Source organism: Grimontia sedimenti (assembly GCF_011045095.1).
Classification (GTDB): domain Bacteria; phylum Pseudomonadota; class Gammaproteobacteria; order Enterobacterales; family Vibrionaceae; genus Enterovibrio; species Enterovibrio sedimenti.
The window spans coordinates 454,826-469,190 of the sequence record NZ_JAALDL010000002.1; the positions used below are offsets into that span (position 1 = coordinate 454,826).

Here is a 14,365-nt window from a genome sequence, read left to right on the forward strand (position 1 = left end):
GGGCAAAGCGATACACTCACAAAAAATAGAGATTTAACGGTAAACGCATGAATTCCAATGTCATCCTGTGTCTGGACGACGACCCTTCTGTATTGGCGCGAATTGAACACGAATTGGTTGGTTTTACCGAAACCTTCGACCTTATCTGCGCCGACAATGCTGCGGCCGCCAGTGAAATATTAGAGCAACTCCATCGGGAAGATCGCCGGGTCTCCCTTTTCATTTGCGACCACACACTGGGAGAAGATGAAGGTATCAACCTTCTGATTAATATTGATAATCATCCTGCCTCCCATGGTGCCAGAACCGTGCTGCTTAACGACCAGCCGGATTTGGAAAAAATCATGCAGGCCGTCAACGAAGGGCGATTGAACTATTGTCTCACCAAGCCTTGGGCGGACAATGAAATCAGTGAGTTGGCAAGAAAAGAACTCACGCAATTCGTGTTGGAATTTAATACGGACGATCTTCTGCGTTACTGCAACACGCTGGATCAACGCCGATTGTTGGATGCTCACATCGAGAAAAAACTGGCTTCCTATCGCAGCGGCTTTATCGAATCTTCACTGGGCGTCTCGGACGAAGAACTGTCTAAACAACTGATTGATGGCATATCGGATTACTTCGAGCAAAGCAGTGAGCACAACGTTAGTCGCCTTTACAGCGAAGACCACATCCTTACTCATGAAGACAAACCCAACTCATTCCTTTGGTTTGTGGTGGAAGGGGAAGTCGCGCTACTCAAACGCGATGAAACTGGCGCATCACATGAAGTGGCAAGGCTTGGCCAAGGTAGCTTGATCGGCGGTATGTCTTTCGTGACTGGCGATGTGTCCTTCTCAACGGGCATTACCCTTCAGCCAACCAAAGTGTTGAAGCTCAACAGAAATCTGTTTTCCCAAGTGATGCAGGCCCGCAATGACTTATTGCCTCTGTTCTCTAACTATCTGCTTCGCCACTTTAACCGTCGCCTAAAACGCAGCATTACGACAGAAGTGAAACTCCAGCAAACACTGCAATCGCTGGAATTGGCGCACAAGCAACTTATCGAGAAAGAAAAGATGGCGATGCTCGGGCAACTGGTTGCTGGTGTCGCCCATGAGCTCAATAACCCGGTTTCTGCGATTTTGCGCAATAGCGAAACCCTTCGCGATAACATTGGCACCCTCATTAATGTTGAGCTAAATACCCAAGCGCGCGAGAAAGCGAATCAAATCATGGCGGAAGCGCTGCTCTCTCGTCCGATGTCGACAGCCGATGCCCGCAAACTCGCCAAAGACATTGAGCCGCTTGTGGGTAACCGCAACCTCGCCAGAAAAGCCGTCAATATGGGGCTGGATAAACCTGATGATGTGGCGTTCTGGACCAAGGCATTGGGCAACGAGTTCCAGCACACCCTCAATCAATGGGACATGTTCTATCAAGCAGGCAGCTTGCTTCGCTCGACCAATGTCTGCGCAAGACGTATCGCCGATATGGTGAAAAGTCTCAAAACCTATGCCCGTCAGGACGACGAAACCATGCATGAAGTCGACATTCACGAAGGCATTGAAGACACCTTGGTGATGTTCGAGAACCAGCTAAAGCGCATTACACTGGTCAAAGATTATGGCGAGTTGCGACCTATCCGCTGCATGCCCATTGCATTGCAACAGGTCTGGACCAACCTGATTTCCAATGCGCTGGATGCTGTGGGGCAAAATGGCGAGGTTGAAGTTAGAACCCGCGAAACCGTTTATCGCAGCCGCAAAGCCGTCAAAGTCACTGTGATGGATAACGGCGTCGGTATTCCTGAAGGGATCAAAGATAAAGTCTTCGAACTCAACTATACCACCAAGCGTGAAGGCCATTTCGGGCTTGGTATTGGGCTTTCTGTCTGTCGCCAGATTGTTGAGCATCATGGCGGTGCCATTAACGTGAGTTCCTCACCGGGCGAATTTACCGCGATGACAGTGACCCTTCCCTATTCTCCCCTTATCGCGCCATACATGGAGGACAAATGAGTAAGTACCTTATTTTATGTGTAGACGATGAACGCGATGTTCTGGATAGCGTGGTAAACGACATTTCAGCGCTGGAAATCCATTTTGTCATTGAAGCGGCGGAGTCGGTCGCGGAGGCCAAAGAGATTTTGGCCGAAGCCAGCGCAGATGATTTGCGGTTAGCACTTATTCTCTGTGACCACATTATGCCGGAAGATCTCGGCGTGGATTTCCTGATTGAGCTGAATAGCTCGGCGGAAACCCAAAAGGCCAGAAAGCTGTTACTAACCGGACAAGCGGGGTTAGAAGAAACCGTTCAGGCGGTCAATCACGCCAGCCTGGATTACTTTATCGCTAAACCTTGGAGCGGCGATACGCTGCAACAAGTGGTGATTGACCAGCTCACCACCTTTGTTATTGAGAACGACAGTAATTTGCTCCCTTGGGTAAGTGTGTTGGATGCGGAACGTATTATGGAAGCTATCAGCAATAACCGTCTGAGCTACTCTGACAACTGAGTCGACACTTAGGGTGACCAGGCCCTAATTCCTGACATTCAATGTCGTGAGTGGTCAAAAAATCAGCCTTTTAAGTACAAAATAACGGTCATAGCGCCAGATTAAGGTGCTATGCTGTTGTTTCGCAAAAGCGACTTCTATTAGAATACGCACACAATATTTTCTTCACGAGACCCTTTTGATGCGCAAAACCAAGATTGCCGGTATTTTGCTGGCTGCCGCGACTTCTGCTGGCTTCTCTGCTGCAAGTGCTGCTAACGACACAACCATGAGCAACTTCAGCTACGACTACTTTGAAGCTCGCGTTGGTATCAGCCCAGTCACATACGGTGTTGGTTTCAGCACTTCGATTCACCCGAATGCGCACATCCGCGCCGAAATCGACACTGAGTTCGAATCTGATTTCGATACCACTGCAGCGATTGGTTTCCATGCGCCAGTAAACAACTGGGCAGACGTCTATGGTGAGCTGGGTCTTCGCACCATGAAGCAGCGTGGAAAATACAACCACGACACAGAGTTTGGTGTGGAAGTAAACCTGGGTCTTCGTCAGTGGCTAAGCCCACAACTGGAAGTAGGTGCTGAAATCGGTCATCTATCTATCCATGACGACGATGACATTTTCGGTTCTGTGAATGCTCGCTTCCACGCGACTGAGCTGTTCTCTATCGGTTCTCAGCTGCGCTTCAATGAAGCTTACGGTGACCAGTTCATGTTCACCACCCGCTTTAAGTTCTAAGCGACGGAACATTAAAAAGGCCTCTCATTCGAGAGGCCTTTTTTCTAGGTTCTGTTGACGTTATACCAATCGTAGTAAATATCTGCTCATCCTAGCTTGTTAAAATGCTCGATAACTGCGTTGAAAAATTTGATTGTAGAATAACTACTTATCGAAATTTCCCGCCTTATTCTCGAGCATTTTTCCTGCGCTATTTCTGATCACCTACTTACTGTGATTGGTATTAGGTGATGATTCTATTGGCAATCCGCCACATTAAAACCCTTAGGTGTGTCTTTAGTGATTAGCGTTGCGACAGGCTCATAACCCATGGAAGCGGCCAAGTCTCCATAACGTGCGTTGATGGTGTGAACCAAAATATCACCGGTTTTTCCACCACACATCTGGGCAAAGCTCATCCCTTCAAGAACTCCACATTGCGAGAAAATAACATCTACGCCGCTATTTCTCAGCAAGCTCTCACTCTCAAAGATACTCATGCCTGACGATTCACACTGAACCGCACCTTTGGTTTTATACACTGTGATTTCTTCTGCGGGCTTGATGGCACAACCTGCCAAGATAACTGCGAGAGCAGTCCCTGACGCCAATCCTCTCAGACCGGTTTTTCTCATTGCCTAGCTCCTGAAATGATTACTCAATGTCGATTTCTAATAAGTAAATCGTTGATAAGCCGATAAGCTCAATGACCATGGGCTGGCCAAATTGCTCAATCAGTTTGGTAACACCAAAGGCGACTTTTTGTTTGCCTTGCTCGCCCCCATTCACCGCACCCAATAGATAACGGATGCAGTTAGAAAATTTGGTTTCGGAGAGCGCTTCAATCCAGGTTCGTTTGATGGATTCACTGTCAGTTGAGTCGATTTGGCTGGTGACGTAAGCCAGTACCTGCCCTTGAAATGCACTTACCATATCTTCTTTTGTGGGCACGACACGTTGGATACCGCTTCGGCTCAGCCCGGTTCTTTTGGCGATAGAGCCGTAAGTGACAGCATCCCAACCTTGTTCCATAAAGATGTCAACGATGGTGCGATAGATAAGCGCCTCTGTTTCTAAAGCGCCTTGCTTGGTGTTCTTCGCCATTATTCCCTTAAACCCACCCAAATCAGCGCTCAGCGCTGGGTTACATCAGCCATCGCGCTGTTACTCGCGCGTTTATCTTCAGATAGTTCACATTCCTAGTCGCAAATGTTACCTGATTTCGCAGTGGTTTTTTATAATTAGCGGTCACTTTATACCCAAACAACCTGAAGATACTCGCATTCAGAGGTCATCAATGCGTTCAATTCGAGGCAAATTCCGCGAGGAATAGTCGTTCTATTTCCGCGGAATTTAACGAAGAAGTGGGCGCATTGAGGGCCTCCCTTCGGGCGACAATGTCCAAATTGATAAGTAAAGTTAGGCGCTATTCAGCGCGCTTAACTGGCTGTCCAACCACTGTTTGAAGGCCAGTATCTTTGCGTTTCCCTGATGTTCTTCCCGATAGACAAGATAGAAACTGTAGGGTGACTTAACAGGGCGATCTACCGGTGCTACCAATCTTCCGGACATCAGATAATCCTGTATGTAAGCCATGCGGCCTATCGCCACGCCCATACCGCATGTTGCTGCATCCAAAGCAAGATCTGCCCGATCAAAACTATGGTTGGTGCCATTGAGTTCAAGTCCGTTAGCATTGGCCCAATAAAGCCACTCATCGCTTAGACTGGCGCTTGCCCATGGGGCCGCATCATGCAAAAGCTGGCACTGAGCCAGTTTCTCTGGGTTGTCGAAAAGTGAATGGCGCTCTGCATATTCAGGGCTGCAAACCGGCACGATGGCATCATCCATCAGGTGATGGCTGATTAGACCGTTATAGCGTCCATGGCCAAAGTAAATCGCACAATCAAAAGCTTCGGCTTTGAAATCGATAAGATCATTTCGGGTTCTGAGATGTAAGGTGACATCTGGGAAAGCCTCTGAAAACTGGGCAAGTTTTGGCACTAACCACTTTTGTGAAAACGTCGGCGGGGCTGAAATGATGAAGTCACCAAAAGGCTTGGCCCGATTGAGTTCAAGGAGTTTAAAGCTGATGGCAGAAAACTGTTCGGTCACCACCAACTTTAACTGCTCTCCTTCGTTGGTAAGGGATAAATGGCGAGGTCTTCGAACAAACAATGACACTTCCAATCGCTGTTCTAGTTTCTTAATCCGGTGACTAACCGCACTCTGTGTCAGGTGTAGCTCTTCAGCTGCGCGTGTGAAGCTCATGGTTTCAGCCACCACAGAGAAACAGTGCAATCCGGCAAGTAAGGAAGAAGAAAGCTGAGGCAATTTCATTGTTTTATTTTGTTTTTTGGGTGATACGGAGACTTTAGCAATAATCACCTTTTGGGTACACACAGCCAATCACCAGGCGAGATTCATCACTTGAAATAACAGATCTGGTTTTAACGATAGGGTCTGTTGACCCTAAGATGCGGGCATAAAAAAGCCGCTTTAAGCGGCTTTTTGGGCATTGAGATATAAGTTAGATTGCGCGAAGTAGTTGTTGTTTGGTTTCTTCGCTCAGCAATGTCCAGTGAGTACCGTTTTGGGCACCAGCGAACATCCACAGTAATTTCACGTCGACATCGTAACCGTGTGCCTCCTGCACTTTACGGAACAATTCTTCCGGGCTCATTGAGAAGAAGGTGTCTACATCTTCTACGCCCGCTTTTTTGAGCATACGCTCAATGGTCAAACGCAAGTTGGGTAAATCGCGCAGACGCTTGTTGAGCTTGGAGTCGCGGTATTCTTTCTCTGCTACCGAATTCTCTACGGACTTTTTTACCATCACATCCAACCCCTGATCCTCCGTTTCGTAAAGATCAGTGATGTCATAGTAGTTCACGATAGCGGTAGAGCTTTTCTTAACGTGAACGAATTTCTTGCACTCTTTGTCGATGAGATTTTGCGTTAGGTCGTTACCACCACGCAGGTAAATACGGTCTTCCTTAACCAGTGCGAACATAGCTCCGCTCACGAAGAAGCCAGTTCCACCGAACATTGAACGTTTTTCAGTCTCGCCAAACTGCGACAAGTACTCTACAAAGCCACTTTTAACTTCCAACACGTGTGCCTCCTTTCTCCCCATAAAATAAACCAAAAAGTTTCGGTTTAAATATCGTAATTTCTCAACGCGAATTAATGATGACGCATTAGGGCATAGAAAACCATGCACCAGATCACCCAACACCGAAAACTGTAGCCATTTTGCAACATTCGTCACGGTTATTGGATGTAATTTTTATGTTTATATCATGTTAATTGAGCGGTTACACTCGCAAATTGTTGCGTTTTTTTGCAGAGAGATTTCTTCACAAACGTTAGATTACTTCAAAAACTGGCACTTACAGCTGATCAATCTTGCGTTTTATCTACTAATAAGATCGTCAGCCAGCACCTTGCATGGATAGCTATACAAATAAGGGCGTAAAGTGCCTTTCGTTCAAATTTATCAACAGATGTATTTCAATTAAAACACGAGACAATTACTATTAACTCAGCGTTCTTTCGAGTCTAAAAAGATGGATCATCTATCGTTATTCTGGGTCTCCCCTGACCGTGAAAAATACCTCAGAGCCATAGAAACTGATTTTTTCCAGCGTGTTTATCGCAAGCTGAAAGATGGCACTCTTGAGCTTCCTCCCATTCCTGACGTCGTCGTTAAGCTCCAGCGCGCCTGTAATCAGCCCAATACAACTGTCCGCGATGTAGCGACCTTGCTCCTTGATGATGCCACGCTGACCGCAGCAGTGATTCGCTCTGCAAACTCTGCGGTATTTAGCCCACGCAACAACCGTCCTTGTCATGACATCAACATGGCGGTATCCCGTTTAGGCATTCAACGTGTACTCGGCATTGCAACCGCTCATGCGATCCAAACCTTGAAAACCAACTCCCCTTTCAGCAAAGAATGCAATGCCCTTTTGAAAAAAAGCGCGACGTCGTCTCGGGAGTTTGGCTCCACCATGGCACTGCTATGTCAAAAGGTGCGTGGTTATGATGAAGAAAACCTCCATCTCGAAGTCGAAAAATCCCTGTTAATTGGCCTGTTGGCTGACATTGGAATTTACAGCGCGGTGAAGGCGTTTCACGACTACACAGAAGAAGGTAACTATCTGGATTTTGAAATCGCCAGCCACGTCTTTTTCACCGTCAGTCGTGAAGCCAGTCGTTTCATACTTAAAAGCTGGGGCTTCGATTTAGACTTTGTAGAAGTGTCGCTCAATCGCCGGATCAGAAAAGCCAGCGAAGACGTTTCTTATCTGGATGTCGCTAAGATGGCGAATCATTTGCTGATGTTCAGAGCCAAAGATGAAGACATTGATGAGCATGAAGTGGAAATCACGTTGGCAGGTGCTGAGGCGCTCTATGAGCTGTCGAATTTGAATGAAAGGGACTTTCGAAGTCAACTGAATAACATTATCGATAACTGTGGTTTTTAATGCTGGCATTTCAGTTCCCACTGAAATTTTGACCTAGTTTTCGCACACAGATTGACCTGATTGGATCGCGACTGATACTCTCATCGCGATTTCTTTTTTATCAATAAGGTCTTACGCGAATGCTTCCCGGCATGCTTTATATCTTCCTGCCTCTGGTCGTTGGCTATTTCATTACGATCAAAAAGGCATCCTTGCTCGAAAAAATCAATCGCTCCACGTCCCATCTCGTCTTTGTCATTCTTGGCTTAATGGGACTCAGCCTTGCTGCGCTGGATAACCTTTCCAGCAACCTCAATCAGATCCTGCTTCTTGCAGTCACCTTCTTCTTTTGTATCGGAATCTGTAACCTTTTAGCCCTGCCGCTTTTAGATAAGGTACTCAAAACTAAAACCGAACAACACAAACGTGAAGTACCGATTTCTGCTATGGCAATGGAGTCCATCAAACTGGTGTTTGTCGTGGGTGGTGGCCTCATTCTCGGATTAGTTCTTCGGATTCCTCTGGATTGGGTTGACCCTGCCAGCGAAGGTATTCTACTTATCCTTCTTTTCCTGATTGGCATTCAGCTTCGCAACAGCGGTATGACACTAAAACAAATTATTCTGAACAAGAAAGGGCTGAGCGTTGCCCTGATCGTCATCATGACTTCTTGGTTGGGTGGGCTTCTCGCCGCTTGGATTCTCGACCTTCCATATAACTATGGTTTGGCGATGGCTTCTGGTTTTGGTTGGTATTCTTTGGCAGGGATTTTGATGGGTGATGCGCTTGGCCCTGTTTATGGTGGTGCCTCATTTATGCTGGAACTTTCCCGCGAGCTTGTCGCGATTATTCTTATTCCTCTGCTTATTGCCCGCTACCCTCTCACCGCTATCGGTTACGGTGGCGCAACCTCAATGGACTTTACCCTTCCAATCATTCAAACCACGGGCGGTGTGAAGTGTGTGCCTATTGCTATCGTCAGTGGGTTTATCCTGAGCTTACTGGTTCCGATACTCATGCTTTTCTTTGTTGCTCTATGATGAATCACGCGACGACATAACAAAGAAAAAGGAGAGCCTAAGCTCTCCTTTTTTAATAGCGAGGGGGAACGCTATTATCAATTAGTTATTACGGATCCACTCGTCCATGTCTGATTTCAGGTTGTCAGACTTGGTACCGAAGATAGCCTGAACACCGCCACCAGCCATGACTACGCCAGCCGCACCCAGTTTCTTCAGTTGGTCTTGGTCAACTTTATCAACGCTTGCTACAGCGACACGCAGACGTGTGATACAAGCATCCAAACCTGTGATGTTGTCTTTACCACCGAAAGCCATTACCAGGTTCTTCGCCATTTCAGATTCAGAACCCTCAGCCGCTGCTGAAGTTTCATCTTCGTCTTCACGACCTGGAGTTTTCAGGTCCAGCTTCACAATAGCAACACGGAATACGATGTAGTAGAACACTGCGTAGCACAGACCCAGGATTGGGAACAGCCACATTTTCTGAGAGTTCGCAGACAGCACCACAAAGTCAATCAGACCGTGTGAGAATGAAGTACCGTGAACCATACCCAGCAGGTTAGTCAGTACGAATGCAGTACCTGCCAAAATTGCGTGGATAACGTACAGAACTGGTGCAACGAACAGGAATGCAAACTCGATTGGTTCAGTGATACCAGTCAGGAATGAAGTCAGCGCTGCTGAAACCATGATACCACCCACTTTCGCGCGGTTTTCTGGTTTCGCGGTGTGCCACATTGCAATCGCTGCTGCTGGCAGACCATACATCTTGAACATGAAGCCACCAGCCAGCTGACCGAAGCCATTACCCGCTGCGCGAGACGCCGCGTCTGCTTCCAGGTAACAAGTCAGTACACCAGTACGCGCTTCGCCCGCTGCGTTCACACAAGAGCCAGCTTCGAAGAAGAAAGGTACGTTCCAGACGTGGTGCAGACCAAATGGGATAAGAGAACGTTCAACGATACCGTAAATACCGAATGCTGCTACTGGGTTCTGGTTAGCTGCCCAGTGTGAGAAAGCACCGATTGCAGCGCCGATTGGTGGCCAGATAACAGAAAGCAGCAGTGCCAGACCAATAGCACAGAAGCCGGTCATGATTGGAACAAAGCGCTTACCCGCAAAGAAGCCAAGGTAGTCAGGCAGTTGGATACGGAAGAAGCGGTTGAATGCCCAAGCAGCCACACCACCAACCAGAATGCCACCAAGCACACCAGTATCGATCTTCTCTACACCCATCACTTGTGCCATAACGCCCAGCGTAGCAGCCATGATGCCGTAACCAACGATTGCAGCTAGACCTGCAACACCGTCGTTGTTGGTAAAGCCAAGTGCAACACCTACTGCAAACAGCAGTGGCATTTGGCCAAATACCGAACCACCGGCACTTTCCATGATTTGTGAAACAACTGTAGGTAGCCAGCTAAAGTCGGCAGCACCAACACCCAGCAAGATACCCGCAACCGGCAAAACCGATACAGGCAGCATCAGCGCCTTACCGACTTTTTGCATGTTCGCAAACAGGTTTTTAAACATAAAAACGCTCCTGATTAATATTGAGTTGCTTTTAAACTCAAACCGATGCGAGTTCTCGACAACCCAGTAACTTATGTAATTCGCTGAGTAATATAAGACTGCTCAGTTACAGTGACTACGTAACACGATTTTGTTGTTCAGAAAGTAAATATAGATCACACACAAAACAGTCTGGTTAGCACTTTTGATACTCATTAAACCATTGTTTTAAAACAACTTAAATGAAATTAGCGCTGAGATTGATTGATCTTCGTTCAACAAAATCCTGTTCCACTTTAAGTTATTTAATGTAACGAAATTAGTGCTAAATCACCTCTCCCCGTTACAGTGAGATTTATCACTTAACCGCATGTATTTGTTAATATTTCATTGCCATACATTTGCACCATGTATAACTCGCAAACCCAGTCAGTTACTTTCAGTCCGACCTCTGCTTTGCCGTATATTTTCAGTCCAGTTCTGGCTAGACAGGAATAAAGATGAAAACAATAAAACACTTTGCTTGCTTGATGTTGGTGGCTCTTGTCACCGGCTGTCAAAGCACTTTGATTGATCAGCCATTCAGTGCCGATAGTAGTTGGCAGACCCAAACATTAGAGAATGGATTGACTGTTCACATTAAGGAGTTGCCCAACCAAGCCGTATCCACACGCTTCATGGTTCGTACAGGTTCAAGAGACGAGGCCGAAGATCAGAAAGGTTACGCCCACTTCCTGGAACATATGGCGTTTAATGGCAGCGAAGCCTTCCCTAAAAATGAAATTGTCTCGCTGCTTGGCGAAGAAGGTGTGGCTTTTGCTCAACATCTCAACGCGTTTACTTCATACACTCATACCGTCTACCAGGTAGACCTTCCTTCAAATGAGAAGCTCTCTGATACTTTGGCTTGGTATCGGGAAATCGCGACTTCACTGACGTTGGACCCCGAAGAGATCACCAAGGAACAAGGTGTAGTGTTAGGGGAGTTTCGCTTTTCTTTTCAGGGTCACAGCGACGCAAGCAGCGCCGACTTTGAAATCTATCGACTGATTGCCGAACAGTTATATAACGTCGACGAGGATGTCCTTGGTACCGAAGATAGCATCCGAGATATCTCGGAAAATCGATTAAGAGATTTCTATCAAACCCACTACACACCAAGCCGCAGTGAGATTTTCATAGCAGGTGATGTCGATGCAGCGTCGACCCTCAAGGAGATCAGCGCACTCTTCGCCACCTGGACGGCGACAGATCAACACGCTCCGATGCATAAAATCTATCCGCTAAGCCGTGGAGAAAACAGTTTCGTTCGGGTGAATGATGTTTCATTCCCCTCCACGACCTTGCTCTTTGATTTGGGTGCAAACCCAATGGAGACAGCAGCTGACTTTGAAAACTTTGCTGCCGCAAGCATTTTGTCGAATGCTATCAGCACTCGCTTGAATGACCGCGCCAGGGATCTCAATGCTCCTGTACAAAGCACTCATGCACAGTTGATCCAGTCGTTTGAGCGCATGGTTCTTAGCATTCAGGTTTCTTACGAAACGAAGAATCAGCAGGAAGCAATGCTGTTTCTTGGCGAGGAACTGGCCACCTTACGTGATCAGGGACTGAGTACGCCGGAAATTGAAGCTCAAACCAGTGATTTCCTGATGCTTGAGTCAACATTCGCTGACAACTATACCGCACGCGACTATGCCGAAGACCATGTCTTTTTCCGCATGATAGGCAGGCAGACTTTGTCACCGGAGACCTACAAGTCATTGTCGACCGTCTTCGTCAACCGCGCAGATAAAGCCTGGTTCAATAAAGAACTCAAATCATTGCTCACGACCAAGGATGTGCAATCGCTCGTTGCATTAGAACATCACATCTACCCTACTGAGCAAGTAAAGCAGGAACAACTGGCTTTAATTGCTGATATGCAAAAGGCCTTCAATCAAACCGGTAATGTGTTAGTGCTGCCAGACGTGGTTTCGGACTTCCCTCAGCCTGACAAAACCGGTGAGATCGTGGCGATACAAGATCTCGATGCCAACACTACCCAATGGCAACTCAGCAATGGCGTTACTGTCTACCTGAGACACATGCCAAACTCAGGTGATGAAATTCATGTTTACGCGGGCTCTAAAGGCGGATTAGCAGCACTTCCAGCCTCTTTGCGCCCTGCGGGTCTGTTGATGCCGGGCGCTTATTCTGAAAGTGGTCTTGGCGGATTCTCGTTCAATGACTACAACCGACTGATGGTCAAAGAGAATGCCTATATAGAGCCTATGGTATGGGAACACCTACATGGATTCTATGGTAGCTCCACCAAATCCTCTTTACCCTTAGTGCTTGCTTCCATGTTCCAAGGCTTCCAGCACGCCACGCTGGATGAAGAGATGTTCGAACGTCATAAAGCGCAATTCATCAAGAATAACCGTCAATACCTCGAGTCCGTTGACGGTAAAGCACTGATGGCTGTTTCAAATGAAATCTATGATGAGAATTCAGTTCGCCACACCCTCACGCATGAGGACTATGAAAAAGTCAGTGCCAGTGACGTTAGGATGGCTTATAACAATCTGATGAGGACAAATCGAGGTCTTGTTTATGTCATCGCTGGAGATATCGCTGTCGATGAATTCAAACCACTTGCCCGAACTTATCTCGCTGGCATGACGTTCAAAGACTTGCCGTCTGAAGGCCTGTATGACGTGAAGTTAGATCCGAAAAAAGAAGAACTTACCATTGCTTTTGGTCCAAAAGGTAACAATGTGGAGCTGTTTACCATGTTCGCCCGGGATGCGGAGAAGAAAACGACCAAGGATTACTTTCTGGCAGATATTGCGGGACGTATTCTTACTTCCCGTTTGACAGAACAAGTCCGAGAGACAGGGAGTTTAGATTACTCTCCCTACTCGTTTGTGATGTGGCCTGAAGGTGCAGATACTCAGCAATTGCTTATTGTCATGAGCTCTTCAATCATAAAACGAAAAGAGGCACGAGATGCGCTGGACAAGATAGCCGACTCTATTGGACATGGAGCGACATCAGAGGAATTCAGCAGTACCTCGAAGCAGTTATCTCATGCTCTGCAAGATGGATTATCACAACCACAAGAGCAGGCGCGGATGATGTTTAATTACGTCCTCGCAGATGCAGACCCCCTTGCAGTGGTTAACCCTGACAGCGTAATTGACTCGTTAACACAAGAAGATATAAACCAATATCTGAAAGCATTTACGTCAAAATCCGCCACCCGGATAGACGTAACAAATTTGCCGTCAGCGCCATAAATGTGAAAAGCCGGGGATATAATCCCCGGCTTTTCGTTATATTTGCCTATTCTCACTTCTTCGCCTGAGAAAACAGCTTAAAGAAGTTCTCTGTGGTGACCTTAGCGACTTCATCGCCAGATACGCCTTTCAGCAGTCCCACATATTCCGCGACTTCACGCACATATGCAGGCTGATTCTCCTTGCCACGGAATGGAACTGGTGCCAGATACGGCGAGTCCGTTTCTACCAGCAGTCTTTCCAACGGCAGGCGACGCACCACGTCTTTCAGTTCAGAGGCTTTATTGAAGGTAACAATGCCAGAAATAGAAATGTAGAAGCCCAGCTCAATCGCTGCTTCTGCCATTTCGTAGCTTTCGGTGAAGCAATGGAGAACACCACCGACTTTCTGCGCATTTTCTTCACGTAGAATTTGCAGCGTGTCTTCTCGTGCCATACGGGTATGGATGATCAGAGGTTTGTTCAGCTCCACCGCCAAACGAACATGCTGACGGAAAGCGTCTTTCTGCTTCTCCGCAGGCTCTGGCTGGTAGTGATAATCCAGACCTGTTTCACCAATCGCGACCACACGATCATCTGAAGCCAGTGCTTTCAGTGTGTCGTAATCAAAGCCTTCTTCGATATCCAGCGGATGAACACCACATGACGCGAACACATTATCGAACGGGCGAATCAACTCCATCATTTTTGGGAAACTTTTCAGCGTCACACCCACAGACAGCAGATAATCTACGCCGCGCTGTTTGGCGTTTTCTACCACTGCGCCTACGTCAGCGTGTAAATCTTCGTAGTTGAGTTTGTCGAGGTGACAATGCGAGTCGACTAGCACGTCTTTTTCTCCGGTAGGTTTCTGACTAAAGCGG

General features: G+C 47.2%; 12 protein-coding genes. 6 read left to right on the top strand and 6 right to left on the bottom strand.

Features of this window, described 5'->3' with window-relative positions; translation table 11 throughout:
* Nucleotides 1-47 precede the first annotated feature (47 nt).
* The 3 genes from G5S52_RS04820 to G5S52_RS04830 all read left to right on the top strand — a co-directional run bounded on the left by G5S52_RS04820 (nucleotide 48) and on the right by G5S52_RS04830 (nucleotide 3,239).
* Nucleotides 48-2,003, top strand: a complete 1,956-nt coding sequence (locus G5S52_RS04820; protein WP_165012015.1) for an ATP-binding protein — start codon at nucleotides 48-50, stop codon at nucleotides 2,001-2,003.
* Nucleotides 2,000-2,500 (top strand): response regulator, encoded by a 501-nt coding sequence (locus G5S52_RS04825; protein WP_165012016.1) that lies wholly within the window; start codon nucleotides 2,000-2,002, stop codon nucleotides 2,498-2,500. The genes G5S52_RS04820 and G5S52_RS04825 overlap by 4 nt, the downstream gene beginning before the upstream one ends.
* A 181-nt stretch (nucleotides 2,501-2,681) precedes the next feature.
* Nucleotides 2,682-3,239, top strand: coding sequence for an outer membrane beta-barrel protein (locus tag G5S52_RS04830; protein ID WP_165012017.1), 558 nt, complete (start codon nucleotides 2,682-2,684; stop codon nucleotides 3,237-3,239).
* Nucleotides 3,240-3,475: 236 nt separating this feature from the next.
* Here G5S52_RS04830 and G5S52_RS04835 read toward each other — a convergent pair whose 3' ends face one another.
* The 4 genes from G5S52_RS04835 to G5S52_RS04850 all read right to left on the bottom strand — a co-directional run bounded on the left by G5S52_RS04835 (nucleotide 3,476) and on the right by G5S52_RS04850 (nucleotide 6,333).
* Nucleotides 3,476-3,853 carry a hypothetical protein gene (locus tag G5S52_RS04835; RefSeq protein ID WP_165012018.1) on the bottom strand — a complete coding sequence of 126 codons (378 nt, stop codon included), beginning with the start codon at nucleotides 3,851-3,853 and terminating at the stop codon, nucleotides 3,476-3,478.
* A gap of 19 nt (nucleotides 3,854-3,872) precedes the next feature.
* The gene (locus G5S52_RS04840; protein WP_165012019.1) at nucleotides 3,873-4,322 is read right to left on the bottom strand and encodes a TetR family transcriptional regulator; all 450 of its coding nucleotides are present in this window, start codon (nucleotides 4,320-4,322) and stop codon (nucleotides 3,873-3,875) included.
* Nucleotides 4,323-4,637: 315 nt separating this feature from the next.
* A complete protein-coding gene (dsdC, locus tag G5S52_RS04845) occupies nucleotides 4,638-5,606 on the bottom strand; it encodes a DNA-binding transcriptional regulator DsdC (RefSeq protein WP_368737452.1) in 969 nt (322 codons plus the stop codon).
* 142 nt (nucleotides 5,607-5,748) lie between these two features.
* Nucleotides 5,749-6,333: a TfoX/Sxy family DNA transformation protein gene (locus G5S52_RS04850; protein ID WP_002541741.1), complete on the bottom strand. Its 585-nt coding sequence runs from the start codon at nucleotides 6,331-6,333 to the stop codon at nucleotides 5,749-5,751.
* Nucleotides 6,334-6,787: 454 nt separating this feature from the next.
* On the opposite strand from G5S52_RS04850, the gene G5S52_RS04855 reads away from it, so the two are divergent.
* Both G5S52_RS04855 and G5S52_RS04860 read left to right on the top strand, forming a co-directional pair.
* Nucleotides 6,788-7,708: an HDOD domain-containing protein gene (locus G5S52_RS04855; protein WP_165012021.1), complete on the top strand. Its 921-nt coding sequence runs from the start codon at nucleotides 6,788-6,790 to the stop codon at nucleotides 7,706-7,708.
* A gap of 119 nt (nucleotides 7,709-7,827) precedes the next feature.
* On the top strand, nucleotides 7,828-8,727 hold the full coding sequence (locus G5S52_RS04860) for a LysO family transporter (protein WP_165012022.1): 900 nt from the start codon (nucleotides 7,828-7,830) through the stop codon (nucleotides 8,725-8,727).
* Nucleotides 8,728-8,808: 81 nt separating this feature from the next.
* On the opposite strand, the gene ptsG is transcribed toward G5S52_RS04860, so the two are convergent.
* Nucleotides 8,809-10,242, bottom strand: coding sequence for a PTS glucose transporter subunit IIBC (gene ptsG, locus G5S52_RS04865; protein ID WP_165012023.1), 1,434 nt, complete (start codon nucleotides 10,240-10,242; stop codon nucleotides 8,809-8,811).
* Nucleotides 10,243-10,721: 479 nt separating this feature from the next.
* Here ptsG and G5S52_RS04870 point away from each other — a divergent pair, with 479 nt between their 5' ends.
* Nucleotides 10,722-13,502 (top strand): M16 family metallopeptidase, encoded by a 2,781-nt coding sequence (locus G5S52_RS04870; RefSeq protein ID WP_165012024.1) that lies wholly within the window; start codon nucleotides 10,722-10,724, stop codon nucleotides 13,500-13,502.
* A 52-nt stretch (nucleotides 13,503-13,554) separates the two neighbouring features.
* Here the strand turns inward: G5S52_RS04870 and G5S52_RS04875 are convergent, their stop codons facing one another.
* Nucleotides 13,555-14,331 carry a TatD family hydrolase gene (locus G5S52_RS04875; protein WP_165012025.1) on the bottom strand — a complete coding sequence of 259 codons (777 nt, stop codon included), beginning with the start codon at nucleotides 14,329-14,331 and terminating at the stop codon, nucleotides 13,555-13,557.
* Nucleotides 14,332-14,365: the final 34 nt, after the last annotated feature.

Coding starts and splice junctions, on each gene's coding strand:
- G5S52_RS04820 (WP_165012015.1), top strand. CDS start 48: ATGAATTCCAATGTCATCCTGTGTCTGGACGACGACCCTTCTGTATTG.
- G5S52_RS04825 (WP_165012016.1), top strand. CDS start 2,000: ATGAGTAAGTACCTTATTTTATGTGTAGACGATGAACGCGATGTTCTG.
- G5S52_RS04830 (WP_165012017.1), top strand. CDS start 2,682: ATGCGCAAAACCAAGATTGCCGGTATTTTGCTGGCTGCCGCGACTTCT.
- G5S52_RS04835 (WP_165012018.1), bottom strand. CDS start 3,853: ATGAGAAAAACCGGTCTGAGAGGATTGGCGTCAGGGACTGCTCTCGCA.
- G5S52_RS04840 (WP_165012019.1), bottom strand. CDS start 4,322: ATGGCGAAGAACACCAAGCAAGGCGCTTTAGAAACAGAGGCGCTTATC.
- G5S52_RS04855 (WP_165012021.1), top strand. CDS start 6,788: ATGGATCATCTATCGTTATTCTGGGTCTCCCCTGACCGTGAAAAATAC.
- G5S52_RS04860 (WP_165012022.1), top strand. CDS start 7,828: ATGCTTCCCGGCATGCTTTATATCTTCCTGCCTCTGGTCGTTGGCTAT.
- ptsG (WP_165012023.1), bottom strand. CDS start 10,242: ATGTTTAAAAACCTGTTTGCGAACATGCAAAAAGTCGGTAAGGCGCTG.
- G5S52_RS04870 (WP_165012024.1), top strand. CDS start 10,722: ATGAAAACAATAAAACACTTTGCTTGCTTGATGTTGGTGGCTCTTGTC.